The organism is Peristeroidobacter soli (assembly GCF_004138485.1).
Taxonomy (GTDB): Bacteria; Pseudomonadota; Gammaproteobacteria; order Steroidobacterales; family Steroidobacteraceae; genus Steroidobacter; species Steroidobacter soli.
In genome coordinates this window covers 354,054-374,304 of record NZ_RYEV01000005.1, presented here as the reverse complement: position 1 = coordinate 374,304, position 20,251 = coordinate 354,054, and the positions used below count along the sequence as shown (strand labels likewise).

Genomic DNA, 20,251 nt, shown 5'->3' with positions numbered 1-20,251 from the left:
AATGTCGACACCGCCTTCTGCCTGGGATCAGTTGGCCAGTCTGGCGACGCTTGGCACGCGGCGAACGTCCATCGAGAACCAATCGATCTGGCCAGAGGCGTCTCTGTCTTCGCTCAGCGAGGCCACGTCGCCGGAACGCACGCTGCTGCGAGCCGCGTCGGCTCGCAAACTGTGGGACCTCGCTGGAGCACGAACTGCGCCTGAGGCCGTTGTGGCCGCTGCGCCCCCTGCTCCGGCTCCCAACACATCGGAGCTGCCGGAAGCCGCGGCGATGCGCCTCGTTCGAATGATTGGTGGCGATCGTCGCGAATTCATTCCCGAATGGTTCGAGCATGCGCGCGAGTCGAAACGCATCCTGCCGCCGCATTTTCTGCCGCTGGTATTGGAGCACGTGCCGCCCGCCGTTCGGGCCACCGCGAGTTCTGTTCTTGGTCCGACAGCAGCCTGGCTCGCGCAACTGAATTCAACGTGGACCGTCACGCCCATCGTCGCCGAACCCTCCGAGCAGCGCTGGCAAGAAGGCACACTCGAGGAACGACGAGCAGAACTCGCAGCGATGCGCGCTCGCGATCCGGCGCGTGGACGAGAGTGGGTAGTCACAACGTGGGAGAGCGATCCGCCCGAAGCGCGGGAAGCTTTCGTGCGCGCGCTGCTGATTGGCCTGTCCGATCAGGACGAGGCGTTCCTGGAATCTGCGCTCGATGACAAGCGCAAGGCTGTGCGACAAGCTGCGATCGAATGTCTGGTGAGACTGCCGCAGGCCACCTACGCGCAGCGCATGCGTTCGCGTCTCGAGCCGCTGGTGGCTTTCGAGAACAAGTCCGGCCTGCTTGGCAAATTCATCAAACGGAGACTCATCATCGAGTTGCCTACCTCGCCCGACAAAGCAGCTCAGCGCGACGGTATCGACGTCAAAGTGCCTGCGCAACGCAAGATCGGTGAGCGCGCCTACTGGCTGGTGCAGATGGTGGAACTCTCGCAGCCCGTCGATTGGACAGCACGCTTTCAATGCGACCCGGCGACGCTGATCGACGCCGTGATGGCGACCGAATATGCGGGCGAGCTGCTCGACGCGTTCAGCGAGTCGGCCAAGCGGCATCCAGACCCAGCCTGGCTGCACGCCCTCTGCGACGCATGGCTGAGTTTGAAACAGGAGTCGTATCTAAATACGCAGGCGGTCGCTCAACTCGTCGCCGCTGCACCCGAGGATCAGCGCGGCGCCTTGATCGAAGCGCTGCTCGGCAGGAAGGATCACAACTTCGCGTTCACGCTGCTGGCGAGCATCGATGTGCCCTGGACGAGCTCACTGACCGCGAAGGCCCTCGAATTGCTGTCGAACCGTGCGCGCGATGAACGTCAGCAATGGTCGCACAACCGCAATGCCCTCTCGCAGTGGGCACTGAAATGCGATGTGCCGACCGCAGCGGCCAGGTTGCCGCGCATCTTGGAAACCACGTCGACAGAATCGGCCTGGCGCAACGCCTTGGAAGAGTTCAACGACCTCGTCGAATTTCGCGCTGCCATGAAACGGGAGATGGTGTGAAGACACAAGAAGTATTGCGGGCGCCCGCGGAACAGGAATTTGCCGAGGAATTGGCGGCGCTCGCGAGGGCGGACGAGCGGCAGAAGCCGGCGAACTGGAAGCTGTCGCCGTGGGCCGTCGTCACTTATCTGATCGGCGGCAAGCTCGACAATGGCTTCCAGATCAAACCGAAGTACATCGGCCAGCGACGCTTGATGGAAATCGCGGTGGCGACACTGGCTACCGATCGTGCGTTGCTGCTGCTCGGTCTGCCGGGCACCGCGAAGAGCTGGGTTAGCGAGCACATCGCTGCAGCCATCAGCGGCGACTCCACCCTGCTGGTGCAAGGAACGGCCGGGACCGGTGAGGAATCGATCCGCTACTCCTGGAACTATGCCCTGCTGCTGGCCAAGGGCCCGTCACGTGAAGCACTGGTCGCGAGCCCCTTCATGCGCGCGATGGAAACCGGCGCGTTGGCACGGCTCGAAGAACTCACGCGCGTTCCCGCCGATGTGCAGGACACGCTGATCTCACTGCTGTCGGAGAAGACGCTGCCGGTTCCGGAACTCGCTACTGAAGTACGCGCGGCTCGCGGTTTCAATCTGATCGCGACGGCCAACAACAAGGATCGCGGTGTGAATGACATGTCGAGCGCGCTCAAGCGTCGCTTCAACACGGTCGTGCTGCCGACACCAGACTCGCTCGATGAAGAGGTCTCCATCGTTCAGATGCGCGTCGATTCCATCGGTCGCGCGCTCGAGCTGCCGGCCGAGGCGCCTGCCCTCGCGGAGATCCGCCGCATCGTCACGGTGTTTCGCGAATTGCGCGAAGGCAAGACCGAAGACGGCAAAGCCAAACTCAAATCCCCGAGCGGCACGCTGTCCACGGCGGAAGCGATCAGCGTGGTCAGCAACGGCATGGCGCTCGCAGGTCACTTTGGCGACGGCACGCTGCGCGCCGCCGATGTCGCGTCGGGTCTGGTTGGCGCGGTGATCAAAGATCCGGTACAGGACACGATCGTGTGGCGGGAATATCTGGAGACCGTCGTGAAGGAGCGCGACGGCTGGAAAGATCTCTACCGGGCCTGCCGCGAGCAGAGTTGAGTGGCGAACGTCCACCTTTTCGGCATTCGCCACCACGGACCGGGCTCGGCACGCAGCCTGGTACACGCGCTCGAACGCGTGCAACCGGATGTGGTGCTGATCGAAGGGCCGCCGGACGCAAACGATCTGATCGCGCTGGCTGCGCATCCGCAGCTCGTCCCGCCCGTGGCGCTGTTGATCTATGTGCCGAACGAGCCGCGCCAGGCGGTGCTCTATCCATTCGCGCACTACTCGCCCGAGTGGCAGGCGATCCAGTTCGGTCTCGCGCGAAAGCTGCCGGTGCGATTCATCGATCTGCCGCAGTCGGCGCGCCTGCGTGATCCTTCTTCCGAAGAGAAATCGAGTGAAGATGGGGCGGACGAGACGACTCGAGATCCGCTCGCGCCGATGGCCATCGCCGCGGGTTATAGCGATGCGGAGCGCTGGTGGGATCATCTGGTCGAATCACGCGCCGGCCATGATGTGGATGTATTCAAAGCCATTCACGAAATGATGTCCGAGCTGCGCGGCGCCCTCGAACGCCCCGTGCCACTCGTTGAGCAGCAGCGCGAAGCTCACATGCGCAAGTGCATTCGCGCCGCGACCGCCGAGGGCTTTGCGAACATCGCAGTCGTATGCGGTGCCTGGCATACGCCTGCCCTCGCTGATATGCCCAGTGCAAAGTCCGACGATGCACTATTGAAGGGCCTGCCCAAAGTCAAAATCGCAGCAGCGTGGACGCCGTGGTCCTATGAACGTCTGTCCTATCGCTCCGGCTACGGCGCGGGCATCGACTCGCCGGCATGGTACGAACTGTTGTGGGAGAAGCACACCGCGCTCGGTGCGCGCTGGATGACGCGTGCTGCTCGCCTGCTCCGTGACGAAGACATTCCTGTTTCATCGGCACACGTAATCGAAGCATGCCGGCTCGCGGACGCGCTCGCTTCCGTGCGCGGTCGCCCGGTCCCGGGCCTGGCGGAATACAACGATGCGGCCGTATCGGTGCTGGGCTCGGGCGATGCGCTGGCATTGCAGCTGATCCATCGGCGCTGGCACTTCGGCGATCGCCTGGGCATCGTGCCCGAAGCATTTCCCACGGCGCCGGTTCAACAGGACCTGGCTGCTCTACAGAAAAGATTGCGACTGCCGCCCAAGGCGGAAGAGAAAACCCTGGATCTCGATCTGCGTGAAGCCATCGATCGAGAGCGCAGCCAGCTACTGCGACGTCTGCGCCTGCTCCGTATCGAATGGGGCCGGCAGCAAACTCACAGCGGCGGCCGCGGCACCTTCCATGAGCTGTGGCAGATCGGCTGGCGTCCCGAGTTTGCCATCGCGCTGATCGAGGCGAGCCGTTACGGTCACACCGTCGAACAGGCCGCAACCGGATTGCTTGCCGAGCGCAGCGCCAACCCGGGCGCATCGCTAGCCTCTCTGATCGAATTGCTCGACGACGCCCTCTTCGCCGATCTGCCCAGCGCCATCACGACGCTCGTTGCCGCCATCGAGAATCGGGCCGCGGTGTCCGTCGATGTGCTGCAACTTCTGGATGCGCTTCCACCCTTGGCTAATGTTTGTCGCTACGGCAACGTGCGCGGTACGGACGTTTCGCTGGTGGCCGAGATTCTGAGTGGTCTGGTGCCGCGTATCACCGTCGGATGCCCGGCGGCCGCGAGTCACATCGACGAGGATGCTGCACGAAGCCTGTGGAGCAAGCTCATCGAAACCAATCGCGCGCTAGAGATGCTGGGGAACACGGACTTCATCGACAGCTGGCGCGCAATGTTGCAACGGGTCGCACAGAGCGACACCGCGCATGCACTCATCACCGGCTACGCTCACCGCATCCTTTACGACGCGAGCCAGCTCGATTTCGAGGCTCTATCGCTTGCCTTTGCCCGCTCGCTGTCGCCTGGCAATGAGCCCGTCGTCGGCGCGCATTGGGTTGAAGGACTGCTGTCGGGCAGCGGCGCGGTACTGGTTCACGACGATCGCCTGCGAGACCTGATCGACCAGTGGGTACGCAATGCCACCGCTGACAATTTCGTGCAGGTGTTGCCGCTGCTGCGTCGAACGTTTGCTCAGTTCCCAGCGCCGGAGCGGCGTCAGATCGGCGAACGTCTGCGTGCCGGTCAGCAGTTGCAAACTACAGCTACGAATATCGAGTTCGACGAAACGGCAGCGCGAGCCGTGCTGCCCGTGTTGAAACGCATCTGGAATCTCAGCGAATGAGCCTCGACGACGAAGCAGCACGACGCTGGCGATTGATTCTTGGCGGCGAATCCGCGGACGGCATCGGCTGCTCACTGACCCTGTCCGATGGCCGCATGGATCGCGCCCTGCAGGCGCTGTACGACTCCGATCGCAAAGGCGGGCTCGGCAGCTCGGCACCGAATGTTTCTCGCTGGCTCGGCGACATTCGCGAATACTTTCCAACGAGCGTCGTCCAGGTTCTGCAGCGGGACGCCATCGAACGCCTCGACATGACGCGCCTGCTCATGGAGCCGGAAGTCCTCGACTCGCTCAAACCCGACGTGCACCTGGTGGCGGATCTCATTGCCATGTCCGGCATGATCCCCGCGAAGACACGCGACACCGCCCGGCAAGTCGTGCGCAAGGTCGTGAACGAGCTATTGGCGAAGCTCGCCGAGCCGACGCGTCAGTCCGTGCAGGGCGCGCTCAATCGCGCCGCTCGCAATCGGCGTCCGCGTCACAACGATATCGATTGGCCGAGAACGATCCGCGCCAATCTGAAAAACTATCAACCGGACTATCAAACGGTGATTCCGGAAGTGCGCTATGGGTATGGCCGACGGCGGCAGTCCATGCGTCACATCATCCTGTGCATCGACCAGAGCGGTTCGATGGCCGCGAGCGTGGTCTACTCAGCCATCTTCGGCGCAGTGCTCGCGACACTGCCGTCTGTAACTACTTCGCTCGTCGTGTTCGACACCGCAGTGATCGATCTCACCGACCAGCTCGAAGATCCCATCGACCTGCTGTTCTCCGTGCGACTCGGCGGCGGCACCGACATCAACGGCGCCGTCGGTTACTGCCAGCAGCTGGTGCGCTCACCGCAAGACACTGTGTTTGTATTGATCAGCGATCTGTTCGAAGGCGGCGTTGAAACTGAGTTCATGAGACGTGCCACGAACATGGTTGCATCCGGCATGCAGTTCGTAACATTGCTGGCACTGAGCGACGAAGGCGCACCCGCTTACAACGCCGAGCTCGCCGGCCGACTCGCGACGCTCGGCGTACCGGCGTTTGCGTGCACGCCGGATAAATTTCCGGCATTGATGGCGGCGGCCATCGAGCGGCGGGATCTCAGAGAGCTCGTGGAGATGAGAAAGTAACGACAAACGTGGTTGGTTTGCCATCCACCCAACGGGGGTGAGGTCTTCCTGTAGCCCAGTCTATGCACTGCATGCCACAGGATTTCACCACGCTCTTTCCAGACTCGGACAGTCACCTGGGCGATGTGCATTGCTACATCGATAAGGTGGTCACGGACGGCGTCACCAAGGCAGACCGTCATTTCCGCTATTTGTTCAGCGACGTCTTTCAGCATCACCATACTCCGGAACCTCCCCATGCGATCGTGCGCCCGGCGGCGCAAACCAGTGCATCGAGACTCTTGCAACGCGACGACCTCTCGGTCGTTTTTCGCGACATTTATCTGAGCGACTTCACGCTGGCCGCCACCTCGAGCGCAGCGCCCGAAGATCTCGCCGCTCGTGAACTTCCCTACGCTGCTTTCCTCGAACAGATAACAGCCACTTCGATCCGGCCGGGCACGACGGCACCCGTCAGGAATCACCTGAGCTTTGTCACCGGCGATGCGGGCAGCGGCAAGTCGCTACTGATGGCGAAATTGCTGGATGATGTCATGCGAGAGAACCGCGCACCAAAACCCGCCAGGTTGCGCAGGTTACCTCTGTACATAGACATAGAAGCGACGTGGCGGCCTCGCGAAGGCAAGTTCGACGATATCGACCCATCGTTCTATCGAATGATCTATTCGCGGTTGCAGGACGCAACTGCAGCGCACGACCTGCCGCTCTCGGAGTTCATGCTGAAGCATGGCGCTGCATTGGCTTCGGACGATCCTGTCTCCGGTCTGAACCGCTTGTGCTCATGGTTGCTGTCGCAGCGTTACAGCGCACTGTTCATCTTCGATCACCTCGATCGCTTTCAGTTCGCACATACGCGCTACTCCTTCTTCGAGGAATACAGGCACGAGCAATCGCAGAGTGTGAAAGAGAACGTCCTGGCTCTGTATCGCCAGTTTCAGGACCCGCTGCAGCTGGGCGCCCTGTCGGCGACCGTCATCATGGTTTGCAGAAGCGATCTGTTCAGGTGCCTGCATGAGAGATATGACGGCGGCGAATCGCGCCCCTCGAACCCCGAACCGGTGTTCCTGGTATCCGGTGTGGATGCGTTGGATGCTCTGCGTGGGCGCGCCGCATTGCTGGGCCGCGCCATCGACTCTGTACGGGACGTGCTGACACCCGCCGAGACGACGCGTTACCACAAGGCGAAAAGCATTCTCGATCGCGCCCTCATAGCCGCGAAAGACTCGACGAACCTCAACGACTCGCCATTGCACATCCTCGGCTACATCCAAACACTGTCGACCCGGGGAGCGGGATCTCTGCTCGACTTCCTGGCCCGGCTCGAATTCGACAGCCACGACGATGGCGAATTGCTCGCCAGAGTCCTGGAGACCAGTCCTCGCCACCTGTTGCGCCTGTATGTCACCGATCTGCGAAAGCGTTTTCGCGAGGCCCGGAATCACTTTCCCAACCTGTTCCTGAACGACGCCAGTGTCGACGCCCACGACGATCATCCGTACGCTCACCGGCCAGCGCACCGACAAACCTACTGGTTGAAATTCCTGGTCCTGAAAGTCCTCCAGACGAGACCTGACGGAAGCCTCCAGTTCGGCGAGCTGCGCCGACTGCTGTGCGAGATCTGCGGCTACGAAGATACATTGCTCCGATTGGTCGTTGGCAACCTCTCTACCCAGAATCAGTTCAGATGCATCGATCCGCACGATGCCGGCGACGGTATCGAGCAGCGCAGGCTGTGCCTTTCAAACCGCGGTCGCCTTCTCATGGGCGACCCCACTGCTGCTCAGGATCTGTATCGAAATCCGTTTTGCTTCAGTCTGGAGTATCTGCAGCTGGTCACCGACGATCCCTGGTTGCGATACCCCGCGCCCTGGTCATCGGCCATCGCCTTGCCGAACGTCCATCTCGGGCACCTGCTGAAGACCGCCCAGCGCTATCGCGCCGACAGTCTTCAGTACCTGCGGAAGAAAATCCCCGCGACATTGCTGTTCCTGCGCGTGCTCGATGCATCCTGGAAATCCGAGAGCCAGCGCATCGCTAAGCTGCCATCAGCGTTGCAGCAGATGATCGAGCCGCGCTTCGATGAGATCGCGGTCAGGCTCCTGAGCGACGCCGGCAAGATGCTCCACGCCTACATCGGTGCGGAAGGCATTCATTCGGAGTGGCGCGACTATTGGCGGCATCTGCGTAGCGATGCGGCGTTCGACAACTGGTGGCTCGACTTCAGACGCACGAATCCGGCGGTGAGACGCTGATGTCGGCCTGTTCACCCACTTCATGGATGCCTGTGGCGGCCGCGCTGATTGGCGCGTCCGTCACCGCCCTCTTGTACCTCGCACGCGAGTATGCGGATCGCGCCAAGTCACGCCGCGTCGCGCTCAGTACGTTCTATTACTTCACTCATAGCCTGGCCGAAGCACTCCATCACCCCGTGACCCAGATGAGCCACGTCGATCTGGCCATTCTGAACGAACATTTGCCGGCACTACTGGCGATCAAAAACTTCGACACGATGCTGGAAGAAGTCCACGACCGATATCTCAAATGGCGACTCAGCTGCTATACCCAGTTGCCATCGACCGCAGCGGAGCTACACAGAGAGCAGCAACTGCTGAGAATGCACGGCCGCCACGCCAACGACTTGCTGAAAAGGAACCGATAATCATGCCGATGCGCTTCACCGAATTCTTTCCGGACTCGGAAGACTTTCTGGGCCACCTGGCCTGCTATCGGGACAAAGTCGTGTCCGACGGCATGACGCGGGCGGATCGTCACTTCCGCAACATGGTCAGCGATGTGTTTCATCACCATGCGACGCGGAACTACACCGAGCCAAAAGAAAGGAAAAACATCGAGGCCTCGCCCGACGATCCGCTCCGACTGGTACAACGCGATGACATCACCGCGATGTTCCGCGAATCGTTCATGTCGGAATTCCGGATCTCCGCGACCCCGAATGAGATGGAAGACGATATCGCCGATCGCATGGTGTCCTTCGACGACTTCTTCGATCAGGTCACTGTGCCGTCGGCCCAGGCCGGTCAGACCAATCCCGGCAGCAACTATCTGAGCTTCGTGACCGGCAACGTGGGTCACGGCAAGTCCCTGCTGATGATGAAGCTGCTGGACACCATCGAAGAAAGGAACGGCTCGCGTCCCTCCAAGGGATTGCGCTGCCTGCCCATCTATATTGATCTGGAAGCCGCCTGGGGCCACCATGAGGGAGAGTTCAAGGATATCGATGCCTCATTCCATCAAATGATCTATGAAAGGGTCGAGGACGCCGCCATCCAGCACGACCTGCCATACGCGGAGTTCTCGAAGCGACATGGCTCGGCGCTGGTCTCGGACAGTCCCGCCATCCGCCTGAAGAACCTGTGCCGCTGGCTGCCCGAGAAGCGCTACTACGCGCTCTTCATCCTGGACAACGTGGATCGTTTCCATTTCGCGCACACCCGCTATTCCTACTTCGACGCCTATCGGCACAAGCAGATTCACAGCGTCCAGACCAATTTCCTGAAGCTCTATCGCGACTTCCAGGACGAGAAGTATCTGGGGGCGCTGTCCGCGACCATCATCATCGTTTGCCGGAAGGACGTCTTCGATTACAGCCGCCAGGCCTACGATGGCGCCGAGCTGCGCCTCACCGGCAAGGAGCCGGTGTTCCAGGTGTTGCAGGTGGATCCCGTGGAGATCGTGCGCAAACGGGTCGCGCTGCTCGGCAAGGTCATCGAATCGGTGCGCCACTCCATGTCGAGCGCCGACGTGGCGCGCTACGAGAAGGCCAAATCCATCCTGGATCGCGCCATGCAAGCAGCGGAAGCGCTGCCGGGCCAGGACGACCCGCCGCTGCCCGTGCTGCGCTACATCTGCGACCTGTGTCATCAGGGACTGCGATCGCTGCTCGAGTTCCTGACCCAGCTCGAGGTCGACGGCTGGGAAGATTGCGAGGTGCTGGCCAGAGTGCTGGAAATCAGTCCTCGCAATCTGCTGCGCATGTATGTCACCAACATGCGCAAACGCTTTCGACAATCCCAGAATCACTTTCCCAATCTGTTCCTGAACGACTGCAGAGCCAATCCCGACGCCGACTATCCGGAAGCGCACCAGGGACACAAACAGACCTACTGGCTGAAATTCCTGATCCTGAAAATCATCCAGGCGCACCGCAATCAGTGCATCGAGTTCCGTGCGTTGCACCGGTTCCTGTGCGAGGTCTGTGGCTACGAGGAAGGGCTGGTCCGCCTGATGGTGGGGATCCTCAGCTCACCGCACAGCTTCAAATGCATCGACATCAAGTACGAGGGCAAGGAGATCGTGCAGCGCCGGCTGCATCTTTCCACTCGAGGCAAGCTGTTGCTGGGCGATCCGGGCGGCGAGAATTACCTGCATCGCGAACCGCTCTGTTTCTCTCTGGACTATCTGCAGCTGGTCATCGACGACCCCTGGCTGAGATATCCAGCACCGTGGGCGGAACACATCGCGCTACCGACAGTTCACATCGGATACACGCTCAAACCGGTGCAACGCTACCGCAGTGACGGCCTCGCCTATCTGAAGAAAAAAATCCCTGCGACACTACGCTTCTTGCGCGTGCTCGAAGCTTCGTGGAACTCCGAGCATCGACGCATCGCCGCCCTGCCCGACTGGCTGCTGCAGAAGATCGTGCCCGACTTCGAGGAGATCGGCAGCAGGCTGATGAACGGCGTGGGTAAAGTCCTGAGCACCTACGAGGGCGGCGAAGGAATTCATTCCGAAATGCGAGATAGCTGGCGACAGCTACGAGAGGATCGGGAATTCGACCAATGGTGGATGCGCTTCAGGCACGAGAATCCCGATGTCAGCCGCTGACCGACTTCGAATGCCAGTCGAGGAGCTGTTGATAATTGACGCCCACGCCGCCGCAGACCACCACGACCACCCGCTTCGCGCGCGACAGCACCGATGATTTTTCGGTCAAGGCCGCCAACGACGCGCCACAGGCCGGTTCCGTCAGCAGGCGGTGCTCTTCCAACAGCATGAGGCAACCCGACACCGCCTGCGCGTCCGACACGACCACGCTTTCGATTCGGAACTGACCAGCAAGCTCCACTGATCGCTCGCACACCGCGCGCGCCCCCAGCGAGCTTGCGATGGACTCGATGCCTGGCAGCAGCACCGGCTTACCCGCAGCCAGTGCCTGTGAATACGAATGAGCCCCTCGCGTTTCCGCCGCGACGACGGCGACATCGTTCCAGCCGTTGCGCTTCAGGCCCTCGCAAACTCCGCACAGCAACCCGCCGCCGCCCACTGAAAGCACGATGGCATCCGGCTTGTCGGCCTGCCTGGCAAGCTCATCGACCAGCGTCGCATGCCCAGCCCACAGCAGCGGATCATCGAAGGGATGAATGAACGCGCTGTTCGCATCGACCAGCGTGAGCGCCATGGCGTTCGCTTCGTTCCAGGCATCGCCATGAACGATCACCTCCGCCCCTTCCATCTCGATCAGGCGCTTGGCGCGCGGAGTCGTCGTCTTGGGCACGACGACCGTCACCGGCACGTTGAGCCGTCGTCCCGAGTACGCCACGGCGAGTCCGGCATTGCCGCCCGACGAACTGATGAACCGCCTGGCGCCGCGCTTCTGATATTCGACGCAGGCGTGACCGACGCCGCGAGCTTTGAATGATCCCGTCGGCTGAACCGCCTCCAGCTTCAGGAACGTTTGAAAGCCGGCCTTCGCGCTCAGCGGTAGCGATTCGATCAGCGGGGTCTCAACGTGCATCGATGAATGAGCTCCTGCGCACAAACCTTACATTCTGCACACGTGCGCCTGTGACGAGCAGGCCCTGAACGGCGCCGGTCGTGGACCGGGTGAACTGAACAGTGCCTCCTTGGGAGGTCAGAAACAAGATGTACACCGCCTGGCCATCACAAAATCACAGAACGGAACAAACGAGTGCGTGGAAGCCGCCGTACCCAGAGGTGAATTGGAGCCTGGGTACATGAAGCAACCTGGAAAGCCAGGTTGGTAGCGGGGCGTGCTTTGGAGCGTTCCGCCGGTGCCGCAGAGCGTTCGGCTGAAGTAGCAGCGATCGTACAGAACAGCCGGATCTAGGTGGTCGCAGTTCTTCCGCTCGATTCGCGCCGCTTCAACGGGAATAGGACAACTGATCGGCGGTCAAGCCAGTAAATAGGTTCCAGTGCCGCGCGAGCGCCGAGCGATGCGCCTTGAGCCAGTGACGCTCAGCGGCTGGCATGGATTCGCGACAGAGAGTGTCTTCGCCGGCAAGCCGGGCATGCTCCAACTGCTGCTCGATGGCAGACAGTTTAGTGAACGCAGACCCGAATTCCAGGCGGCGAGCGGCCAAAGTCTTTGCTATCGCGACCAGAAACCCCAAGCGATTCTGCACACCGCGCAGCTCAGCATTTCGAACGAGCCACATCCAATCCAAGTCCGGATACGTCAACAGCACCCACGGAAGCGCCTCCGCCAGTCGGGATTCGAGGTCGTTCTGAAGAAGAGCATCGAGAACAACGGCTGCCGGATTTGCCTTTCGAGGCCGCAGGTGAGAAAAGCCTGGATAACCAAGGCCGGAGAGCTGCCCAGCGAGTTGCGCACCGTCAGCGACATTTGCTCTGGATACAGGCTCGGGCATGAGAAGAGCGGCGACGCCGTGGCTACTTGGTCGATGGGTTCTTTCGGCGCTGCTCAATCTCGTCCACAAGCTCATCGACTGTGGGGCTTTCGAGAATGCCATCCCGCTCCGCTGTGTAGTCGCTTCGACCCGGATCGAACTGCTGGAGGAAGCGCGCCATGCCCACAGGTCCGAGCGCTTTAACAAGCGCCTCAATGCCTGCTTGTCGCAACTCCGGCAGAGTCGCTTTGCCGCCATCAATAACATCTACTACGGCGTTCATGGTGCGATAACCTCCGAATACCACTTTGCGGGATTCTCAACCCGCAACGCAATTTTGTCCTGGAGAACTCGCCCGATGACGAAGTCGGCTGACAAAACACCGGAGGCGCCGGGGTGGCACGTAGGCGCCTTTGCTCTTGATCTCCTCGAAGCTCACTACACGATTTTCAAGGCAACTCGCGATGATCTGCGCACCGAAGAGCACAGCAAGGTAGCTGACGTCGTTGGTCAGTACGTGCATGGCAAACATTGAGGAAGGCGCGACTGACGGATGAACTCGTCAGAGCCGCCGTACCCAGAGGTGAATTGGAGCCTGGGTACATGAATCAACCTGGAAAGCCAGGTTGGTAGCGGGGGCAGGATTTGAACCTGCGACCTTCGGGTTATGAGCCCGACGAGCTGCCAGACTGCTCCACCCCGCAACAGGAGGGCGCGCATTGTAAGCGCCCTATCGTGAACATTACAAGCTAAATAATCAGCCGAGAAATCTTAGAGAAATCAGCGTGAAACGCCTCACCGTCGAATTCTGTAAATGAAGTCGACGGCGGCGTTTTTCAAGGGGCCCGCCTCACGGCAATACGCGAGCGCAAAGATCCAGCAATACCGACGGGAAAATGCCGAGGGCCAGCACGGCGACGCCGTTGGCGCTCAATACGGCGCGTAGCGTGCCACCGGCTTCGATGCTGTAGGTATCGGACGGCTCATCGAAGTACATGAGCTTGATGATGCGCAGGTAGTAGTACGCCGCCACTACTGACAGCAGCACGGACACCGCAGCCAGCCAGCTCAGGCCCACGTTCACCACCGCGCCGAGCACGGCGAGCTTCGCCCAGAAGCCGACGAACGGAGGCACGCCGGCGGTGCTGAACATCAGCATCATCATGACCGCGGCGAACCAGGGGCTCTTGCGAGCCAGGCCTTTGAAGTCCTCGAGCTGGTCGCCTTCAAAGCCTTCGCGCGACAGCAGCAGGATCATGCCGAACGAGCCGACCGACATGATCACGTAGGTCAGCGTGTAGAACATCGAGGCGCGATAGCCGTCGGTCGTGCCGGCGAGGATGCCGAGCAGAATGAAGCCGACGTGCGAGATGGTCGAATACGCCAGCATGCGCTTCAGGTTGGTCTGTGCGATCGCGACCACGTTGCCGACGATCATCGATGCGACGGCGATTGCGATCAGCATGTGCTGCCAGCTCGCGACCATCGCATCGAGGCCTTCGGCGAGCACGCGGATGGCGAGCACGAACGACGCGATCTTCGGCGCCGAGCCGATGAACAACGTCACCGGCGTCGGAGCGCCGTGATAAACGTCGGGCACCCACATGTGGAACGGCACGGCGCCGAACTTGAACGCGATGCCGACGATCACGAACGTCAGGCCGAAGATCAGGCCGAGGTTGCCTGCCCCTACTTCGCGCACCGCCACCGCCAGCTCGTCGAGCTGCAACGTGCCGGCGACGCCGTAGAGAATCGAGAAGCCGTACAGCAAACAGCCGGACGCGATCGCGCCGAGCACGAAGTACTTCATGGCCGACTCGGCCGCGACGCCCGAGTCGCGATCGAACGCCACCATCGCGTACAGCGACAGCGACAACAACTCGACGCCCAGATACACGGTCAGCAGGCTGCCGGCGGAGACCATCACCATCACGCCGAGCATCGCGACCAGCGCCAGGATGAAGAACTCACCGCGGAACAGACCATGGCGCTGCAGGTACTCGCGCGAGTACAGCAACGACACAGCGACCGTTCCATAAGTGAACAGCTTCAGCACGTCGCCCATCGGATCGGCGATGAACATGCCGTCGAACGCGGTGACGCGACTGTCGACCGAGTAATGCCAGGTGACGAACGCGCAACCCGCCAGCGTCACCATCGTGAGTCCGTAGGTGAGCCAGCGCTTGCTGTCGTCCAGGAACACATCGACCAGCAGGATCACGCAGATCGCCGTCAGCAGGAAGATTTCTGCCGCCGCGGCCTGCATACCAAAGTTTGTTACTACTGCTTCCATCTACTTGTCTCTTACGACCCAAGTCTTGACACCGTTGACGACGAATCCCGATTGAGTTGGTCTTGCGATCATCCGAATCGTTTCGGTCAGGGTAGTCGACTTGTTCGGCTTGCGGTTTATCGCCTTACGCTCGATAGGTTCAGAGCTTGGAGACCGTGATCTGCTGCACCAGGTTTTCCACCGTGGGGCGCATCACGTCCAGCAGGGGCGCGGGCCACAGGCCCAGGCCGAGTACGGCCAGTGCCAGCACGCCGAGCACGAGCAGTTCGCGACCGTTCACATCGGTCAGCTCGGCGACATGATGGTTGGCCACGGGACCGAAGACGACACGCTTGACGAGCCACAGCGTGTACGCGGCGCCGAGGATCAGCGTCAGGCCGGCCAGGAACGCGTACCAGAAGTCGGCACGGAAGCTGGCGAGGATGACCAGGAATTCGCCGACGAAGCCGGAGGTCGCGGGCAAGCCGGAATTCGCCATGCCGAACAGCACCATGAACGCCGCGAAGATCGGCATCGTGTTCACGACACCGCCGTATGCGCTGATCTCACGACTGTGCACGCGGTCGTAGAGCACGCCGACGCAGAAGAACATCGCGCCCGAGATCAGGCCGTGCGAAATCATCTGCACCATCGCGCCATCGATACCCATCGCGGCGCCGGTCGTGTCACCGGAATTCACGCGCATCAGTTCGAACGTGAGGAACGAGCCGAGCGTGACGAAGCCCATGTGCGCGATCGACGAATACGCAATCAGCTTCTTCATGTCGTTCTGCACGAGGGCGACGAAGCCGATGTACACCACGCCGATCAGCGACAGCGAGATCACCAGCCAGTCGAGCGTGTCGCTCGCGTCCGGGGTGATCGGTAGCGAGAAGCGCAGGAAGCCGTAGCCGCCCATCTTCAGCATGATGGCCGCGAGGATCACCGAGCCGCCGGTGGGCGCTTCCACGTGCGCGTCCGGCAACCAGGTGTGCACCGGCCACATCGGCACCTTCACCGCGAACGCGGCGAGGAACGCGACGAAAATGAACAGTTGCTCGTTCAGGCCCAGCGGCAGGCGCTGGAACTCGGCGATCGCGTAGCTGCACTGACCGGCGTCGCAGGTCTGCAGATACATGTAGATCAACGACACCAGCATCAGCACCGAGCCGAGGAACGTGTACAGGAAGAACTTGATCGTCGCGTACACCCGGCGCGGTCCGCCCCAGATGCCGATGATGATGAACATCGGGATCAGCATCGCTTCCCACAGCACGTAGAACAGCAACGCATCGAGCGCCGAGAACACGCCGATCATCAGGCCTTCGAGGATCAGGAACGCCGCATAGTACTGCGCCGGGCGCTTGTCGATCACGCTCCAGCCGGCGATCACGACCAGCGGCGTGATGAACGCCGTCAGCACGATCAGCGGCATCGCAAAGCCGTCCACGCCGAGCGCGTAGTACGAGTTGAAGAAAGGAATCCAGGTGCGCTCCTCGACGAACTGCATCGCCGCGGTCGTGGTATCGAAGTTCGTCCACAACAGCGTCGAGATGCCGAACGTGACGGCGGTGGTGATGAGCGCGACCCAGCGACCGAGCGCGATGCTCTTGTCGCCGAGCAGGATCATGGCCACGCCACCGGCGATGGGCAGCCACATCAAGACACTGAGAATGGGCCAGGTAATCGTCGACATATCGGGTTCTTACTTTGAATTACCGCAGCACATACCACGCCAGCAGCACGGACAATCCGATGATCATCGCGAACGCGTAGTGATACAGATAGCCGGACTGGAGCCGGCGCATGACGCCCGACAACCAGCCGACCGCCCGCGCCGAGCCATTGACCGCCGCGCCGTCGATGATCGCCACGTCACCCACGCGCCACAGCGCGGTGCCGAGACCGACGCTGCCCTTCGCGAACACGGCCTGATAGATCTCGTCGAAGTAGAACTTCTTGGCGAACAGGTTGTAGAGCACGGAGAACTTGCCCGCGATCACCGCCGGCAGATCCGGACGCTTCACGTACAGGAACCACGCCAGCGCCCAGCCTGCGAACGCCAGGTACACCGGCGGCTGCATCATCGCGTGCACGATGAACTGGAACGGACCGTGCCACTCCTCGCCGATGTGGCCGAGCACGTTGTGTTCTTCGCTCACGAACAACACGCCATTGAAGTAATCGCCGAACAGCATCGGGCCGATCGTGACCGCGCCGATGAACAGCGACGGAATCGCCAGCAGGATCAGCGGCAATGTCACAACCCATGGCGACTCGTGCGGCTCGACCGGGCCGTGATGGCCGTGATCGTCGTGGCCGGTGCCATGAGCAGCACCGTGATCGCCGGCCTTCGCGTGATCGTCGTGGCCATGACCTACCGCTGCGTGATGATCGTCATGCGCGCCGGCATGCGCCACAACTGCGCCATGACCGTGCGCATCGTGACCGTGGCCTGCGGCGGCCGCAGGCGGAGCAGCGTGATCGTCGTGACTGCCGTGCGCAGCACCCTCACGGAAGCGCTCCGGACCGTGGAAGGTCATGAACACCAGACGGAAGCTGTAGAACGCGGTGATGAACACACCGAGGAACACGCACCAGTACGCGTACGTCGCGCCCGGAATGTGCGAAGCGTGCACCGCTTCGATCAGCGCGTCCTTCGAGAAGAAGCCCGAGGTACCCGGGAAGCCGATCAGCGCGAGCGTGCCGATGGCCGACGTCCAGTACGTGATGGGCATGTACTTCTTCAGGCCGCCCATCTTCCGCATGTCCTGCTCGTGATGCATGCCGATGATCACCGAGCCCGCGGCCAGGAACAGCAGTGCCTTGAAGAACGCGTGCGTCATCAGGTGGAACAGCGCGCCGGCGTAAGCAGACACACCGAGCGCCACCGTCATGTAGCCGAGCTGCGAGAGCGTCGAGTACGCGACCACGCGCTTGATGTCGTTGTTCACCAGGCCCAGCAGGCCCATGAAGAACGCCGTCGTCGCACCGATGACCAGAACGAAGGACAACGCCGTTTCAGAGAGCTCGAACAGCGGCGACATGCGCGCCACCATGAAGATACCCGCGGTCACCATGGTGGCCGCGTGGATCAGCGCCGAGATCGGGGTCGGGCCTTCCATCGAGTCCGGCAGCCATACGTGCAGCGGCACCTGCGCCGACTTGCCCATCGCGCCGACGAACAAGCAGATACAGACAACCGTGATCGCCTGCCATTCCACGCCCGGGAAAATGGTCATCGTGTTGGCGACGATGGCGTCACGCGCGTTGAACACGGTCGCGTAGTCGAGCGAGCCGGTGTAGTACGCGACGCCGGCGATGCCGAGCACGAAGCCGAAGTCGCCGACGCGGTTGACCAGGAACGCCTTGAGGTTCGCGAAGATCGCCGAGGGGCGCGTGTACCAGAAGCCGATCAGCAGGTACGACACCACGCCCACCGCTTCCCAGCCGAAGAACAGTTGCATGAAGTTGTTCGACATCACCAGCATGAGCATGGAGAACGTGAACAGCGAGATATAAGCGAAGAAGCGCTGATAGCCCGGGTCGTCCTTCATGTAGCCGATGGTGTAGACGTGCACGCACAGCGACACGAACGTCACCACCGTCATCATCATGGCGCTCAGGTTGTCGACCAGGAAGCCGACTTCCATGCGAATGCCGTCGCTCACCAGCCAGGTGTAGACGGTCTGATTGACGATGGGCGCGCCGTCCACCAGCAACAGCTTCAGCACATAGGCCGACAGGCCGAACGCGATGCCGACGCCGGCGATGGTGACGGTATGAGCACCGGCGCGACCGATGACCTTGCCGGCGATGCCAGCGAGGATGGCCGCCAGCAGCGGTGCGAGAACGATGGTCAGGAGTACGGATTGCGAGATCATGAGTAGAAGCTGCGCTGTCTTTGTCGTGACACGACTGCGGTGCTGATCGAGGGCATTGCCGGGATAACCGTAGTAGTCATCGCAACGTTCAACCTTTCATCGTGTCGAGCTGCTCGACGTTGATGCTCTTACGCTCACGGAACAGCACCACCAGGATGGCCAGACCGATGGCCGACTCGGCGGCCGCGACCGTAAGGATGAAGAACACGAACACCTGCCCGCCGAGATCGCCCAGCTGGCGCGCGAACGCGATGAAGTTGAAGTTCACCGCCAGCAGCATCAGCTCGATGCACATCAGCAGCAGAATCACGTTCTTCCGGTTCAGGAAGATGCCGGCGACGCTGAGCGCGAACAGGATGCCCGCCAGCATCAATACGAAGTTCAGGGAAATCATGACTGCTTCTCCCCTGCCTCGATCACGGGAGGCATCTTCACTATGCGGACGCGGTCCTGAGCACGCACCGACACCTGCGCGCCAATGTCCTGCTGCTTGAGGCCGGCGCGTTTACGCATGGTCAGCACGATCGCGGCCACGATGGCGAGCAGCAGGATCACTGCCGCGAGCTCGAACGGATACAGATATTTGGTGTAGAGCAGCTCTCCGAGCGCACCGGTGTTGCTGTAACCCGGCTCCGCTGCGATCGCCGTCACCGGCGTCACTTCCTGGCCGAGGCTCTTCACCCAGACGACGCTGCCGATTTCGGCGACCACGATCAGCGCGATCAGGATGCCGAGCGGCGCATAGCGCGTGAAGCCTTCCTTCACCTGCGCGACGTTGATGTCGAGCATCATCACCACGAACAGGAACAGCACCATCACGGCGCCGACGTACACCAGCACCAGCACGATGGCGAGGAACTCCGCTTCCAGCAGCATCCACAATACGGCGCTGTTGAAGAACGAGAACACGAGGAACAACGCCGCGTGCACCGGGTTGCGCGCGGTGATGACACCGACGGCCGACACCAGCAGCACGCCGGAGAACGCGTAGAAAAGAATTTCAGTGATGGACATGACTAGCGGTATCTCGCATCGGCAGCTTTGTCGGCCGCGATCATGGCTTCGTAGCGATCGCCGATGGCCAGCAGCTTGTCCTTGGTCATGATGTTCTCGCCGGGATTCTCCATGTGGTACTCATGGATGCGCGTCTCGACGATGGCATCGACCGGACATGCCTCCTCGCAGAAGCCGCAGAAGATGCACTTGAACAGATCGATGTCGTAGCGCGTGGTGCGGCGGGTGCCGTCGGCCGCGACATCGGACTCGATGGTGATCGCCAGCGCCGGGCACACCGCTTCACACAGCTTGCAGGCGATGCAGCGTTCCTGGCCGTTCGCATAACGGCGCTGCGCATGCAGGCCGCGATAGCGAGGCGATTGCGGAGTCTTCTCTTCCGGGTACTGCACCGTGATGTTCGGCCGCGCGACGAACTGACGCATCGTCACGTACAGGCCGACAATGAGCTCGGTCAGGAAGAACGTCTTGAAAAAACTGGCAGGCGTTTTCATGGCTATCTCTTGGCTCGCC

16 protein-coding genes and 1 tRNA gene are annotated in these 20,251 nt (G+C 61.4%); 8 read left to right on the top strand and 9 right to left on the bottom strand.

The genetic code is table 11. The annotated features are described in order from the left end of the window. The first annotated feature begins 1 nt into the window (after position 1). The 7 genes from EKO19_RS39275 to EKO19_RS23160 all read left to right on the top strand — a co-directional run bounded on the left by EKO19_RS39275 (position 2) and on the right by EKO19_RS23160 (position 10,805). Positions 2 to 1,543: a DUF5691 domain-containing protein gene (locus EKO19_RS39275; RefSeq protein ID WP_246038948.1), complete on the top strand. Its 1,542-nt coding sequence runs from the start codon at positions 2 to 4 to the stop codon at positions 1,541 to 1,543. Beyond that, entirely contained in the window at positions 1,540 to 2,625 is a 1,086-nt protein-coding gene (locus EKO19_RS23185) for an AAA family ATPase (protein WP_246038947.1), read from the top strand. Before EKO19_RS39275 ends, EKO19_RS23185 begins: the two co-directional genes overlap by 4 nt. Next, complete coding sequence (locus tag EKO19_RS23180; protein ID WP_129779008.1) at positions 2,626 to 4,833, top strand: DUF5682 family protein; 2,208 nt, start codon at positions 2,626 to 2,628, stop codon at positions 4,831 to 4,833. Further along, a complete protein-coding gene (locus EKO19_RS23175) occupies positions 4,830 to 5,957 on the top strand; it encodes a VWA domain-containing protein (RefSeq protein ID WP_129779006.1) in 1,128 nt (375 codons plus the stop codon). Before EKO19_RS23180 ends, EKO19_RS23175 begins: the two co-directional genes overlap by 4 nt. Before the next feature lie 71 nt (positions 5,958 to 6,028). After that, positions 6,029 to 8,209, top strand: a complete 2,181-nt coding sequence (locus EKO19_RS23170) for a hypothetical protein (RefSeq protein WP_129779004.1) — start codon at positions 6,029 to 6,031, stop codon at positions 8,207 to 8,209. A gap of 32 nt (positions 8,210 to 8,241) precedes the next feature. Continuing rightward, positions 8,242 to 8,616, top strand: a complete 375-nt coding sequence (locus EKO19_RS23165; RefSeq protein WP_129779002.1) for a hypothetical protein — start codon at positions 8,242 to 8,244, stop codon at positions 8,614 to 8,616. A gap of 2 nt (positions 8,617 to 8,618) precedes the next feature. Beyond that, positions 8,619 to 10,805 carry a hypothetical protein gene (locus tag EKO19_RS23160; RefSeq protein WP_129779000.1) on the top strand — a complete coding sequence of 729 codons (2,187 nt, stop codon included), beginning with the start codon at positions 8,619 to 8,621 and terminating at the stop codon, positions 10,803 to 10,805. On the opposite strand, the gene EKO19_RS23155 is transcribed toward EKO19_RS23160, so the two are convergent. Continuing rightward, a complete protein-coding gene (locus EKO19_RS23155) occupies positions 10,795 to 11,715 on the bottom strand; it encodes a pyridoxal-phosphate dependent enzyme (protein ID WP_129778998.1) in 921 nt (306 codons plus the stop codon). The two genes, EKO19_RS23160 and EKO19_RS23155, sit on opposite strands and share 11 nt — an antisense overlap. Positions 11,716 to 12,082: 367 nt before the next feature. Further along, positions 12,083 to 12,589, bottom strand: coding sequence for a hypothetical protein (locus EKO19_RS23150; RefSeq protein ID WP_129778996.1), 507 nt, complete (start codon positions 12,587 to 12,589; stop codon positions 12,083 to 12,085). Here EKO19_RS23150 and EKO19_RS38380 point away from each other — a divergent pair. Continuing rightward, a complete protein-coding gene (locus EKO19_RS38380; protein ID WP_157995402.1) occupies positions 12,588 to 13,103 on the top strand; it encodes a hypothetical protein in 516 nt (171 codons plus the stop codon). The two genes, EKO19_RS23150 and EKO19_RS38380, sit on opposite strands and share 2 nt — an antisense overlap. Positions 13,104 to 13,195: 92 nt before the next feature. Here the strand turns inward: EKO19_RS38380 and EKO19_RS23140 are convergent. The 7 genes from EKO19_RS23140 to nuoI form a co-directional block, all read right to left on the bottom strand. After that, positions 13,196 to 13,272 (bottom strand) — tRNA-Met (locus EKO19_RS23140). Positions 13,273 to 13,418: 146 nt separating this feature from the next. Beyond that, positions 13,419 to 14,861 carry an NADH-quinone oxidoreductase subunit NuoN gene (gene nuoN, locus EKO19_RS23135; protein ID WP_129778992.1) on the bottom strand — a complete coding sequence of 481 codons (1,443 nt, stop codon included), beginning with the start codon at positions 14,859 to 14,861 and terminating at the stop codon, positions 13,419 to 13,421. A gap of 139 nt (positions 14,862 to 15,000) precedes the next feature. After that, entirely contained in the window at positions 15,001 to 16,536 is a 1,536-nt protein-coding gene (locus EKO19_RS23130; protein WP_129778991.1) for an NADH-quinone oxidoreductase subunit M, read from the bottom strand. 19 nt (positions 16,537 to 16,555) lie between these two features. Beyond that, on the bottom strand, positions 16,556 to 18,724 hold the full coding sequence (gene nuoL, locus EKO19_RS23125; protein ID WP_129778989.1) for an NADH-quinone oxidoreductase subunit L: 2,169 nt from the start codon (positions 18,722 to 18,724) through the stop codon (positions 16,556 to 16,558). 88 nt (positions 18,725 to 18,812) lie between these two features. Then, a complete protein-coding gene (nuoK, locus tag EKO19_RS23120; RefSeq protein ID WP_129649173.1) occupies positions 18,813 to 19,118 on the bottom strand; it encodes an NADH-quinone oxidoreductase subunit NuoK in 306 nt (101 codons plus the stop codon). Further along, a complete protein-coding gene (locus EKO19_RS23115; RefSeq protein WP_129778987.1) occupies positions 19,115 to 19,738 on the bottom strand; it encodes an NADH-quinone oxidoreductase subunit J in 624 nt (207 codons plus the stop codon). Before EKO19_RS23115 ends, nuoK begins: the two co-directional genes overlap by 4 nt. 2 nt (positions 19,739 to 19,740) lie before the next feature. Next, positions 19,741 to 20,232, bottom strand: coding sequence for an NADH-quinone oxidoreductase subunit NuoI (nuoI, locus tag EKO19_RS23110; RefSeq protein WP_129778985.1), 492 nt, complete (start codon positions 20,230 to 20,232; stop codon positions 19,741 to 19,743). Between the last annotated feature and the right edge of the window lie 19 nt (positions 20,233 to 20,251).

Bases quoted from the DNA above. Each gene is read 5' to 3' on its own strand.
- EKO19_RS23130 (WP_129778991.1), bottom strand. From the start codon at position 16,536: ATGTCGACGATTACCTGGCCCATTCTCAGTGTCTTGATGTGGCTGCCC.
- EKO19_RS23150 (WP_129778996.1), bottom strand. From the start codon at position 12,589: ATGCCCGAGCCTGTATCCAGAGCAAATGTCGCTGACGGTGCGCAACTC.
- nuoL (WP_129778989.1), bottom strand. From the start codon at position 18,724: ATGATCTCGCAATCCGTACTCCTGACCATCGTTCTCGCACCGCTGCTG.
- nuoI (WP_129778985.1), bottom strand. From the start codon at position 20,232: ATGAAAACGCCTGCCAGTTTTTTCAAGACGTTCTTCCTGACCGAGCTC.
- EKO19_RS23175 (WP_129779006.1), top strand. From the start codon at position 4,830: ATGAGCCTCGACGACGAAGCAGCACGACGCTGGCGATTGATTCTTGGC.
- EKO19_RS23115 (WP_129778987.1), bottom strand. From the start codon at position 19,738: ATGTCCATCACTGAAATTCTTTTCTACGCGTTCTCCGGCGTGCTGCTG.
- EKO19_RS23160 (WP_129779000.1), top strand. From the start codon at position 8,619: ATGCCGATGCGCTTCACCGAATTCTTTCCGGACTCGGAAGACTTTCTG.
- EKO19_RS23170 (WP_129779004.1), top strand. From the start codon at position 6,029: ATGCCACAGGATTTCACCACGCTCTTTCCAGACTCGGACAGTCACCTG.
- nuoK (WP_129649173.1), bottom strand. From the start codon at position 19,118: ATGATTTCCCTGAACTTCGTATTGATGCTGGCGGGCATCCTGTTCGCG.
- EKO19_RS23155 (WP_129778998.1), bottom strand. From the start codon at position 11,715: ATGCACGTTGAGACCCCGCTGATCGAATCGCTACCGCTGAGCGCGAAG.
- EKO19_RS39275 (WP_246038948.1), top strand. From the start codon at position 2: ATGTCGACACCGCCTTCTGCCTGGGATCAGTTGGCCAGTCTGGCGACG.
- nuoN (WP_129778992.1), bottom strand. From the start codon at position 14,861: ATGGAAGCAGTAGTAACAAACTTTGGTATGCAGGCCGCGGCGGCAGAA.
- EKO19_RS38380 (WP_157995402.1), top strand. From the start codon at position 12,588: ATGAGAAGAGCGGCGACGCCGTGGCTACTTGGTCGATGGGTTCTTTCG.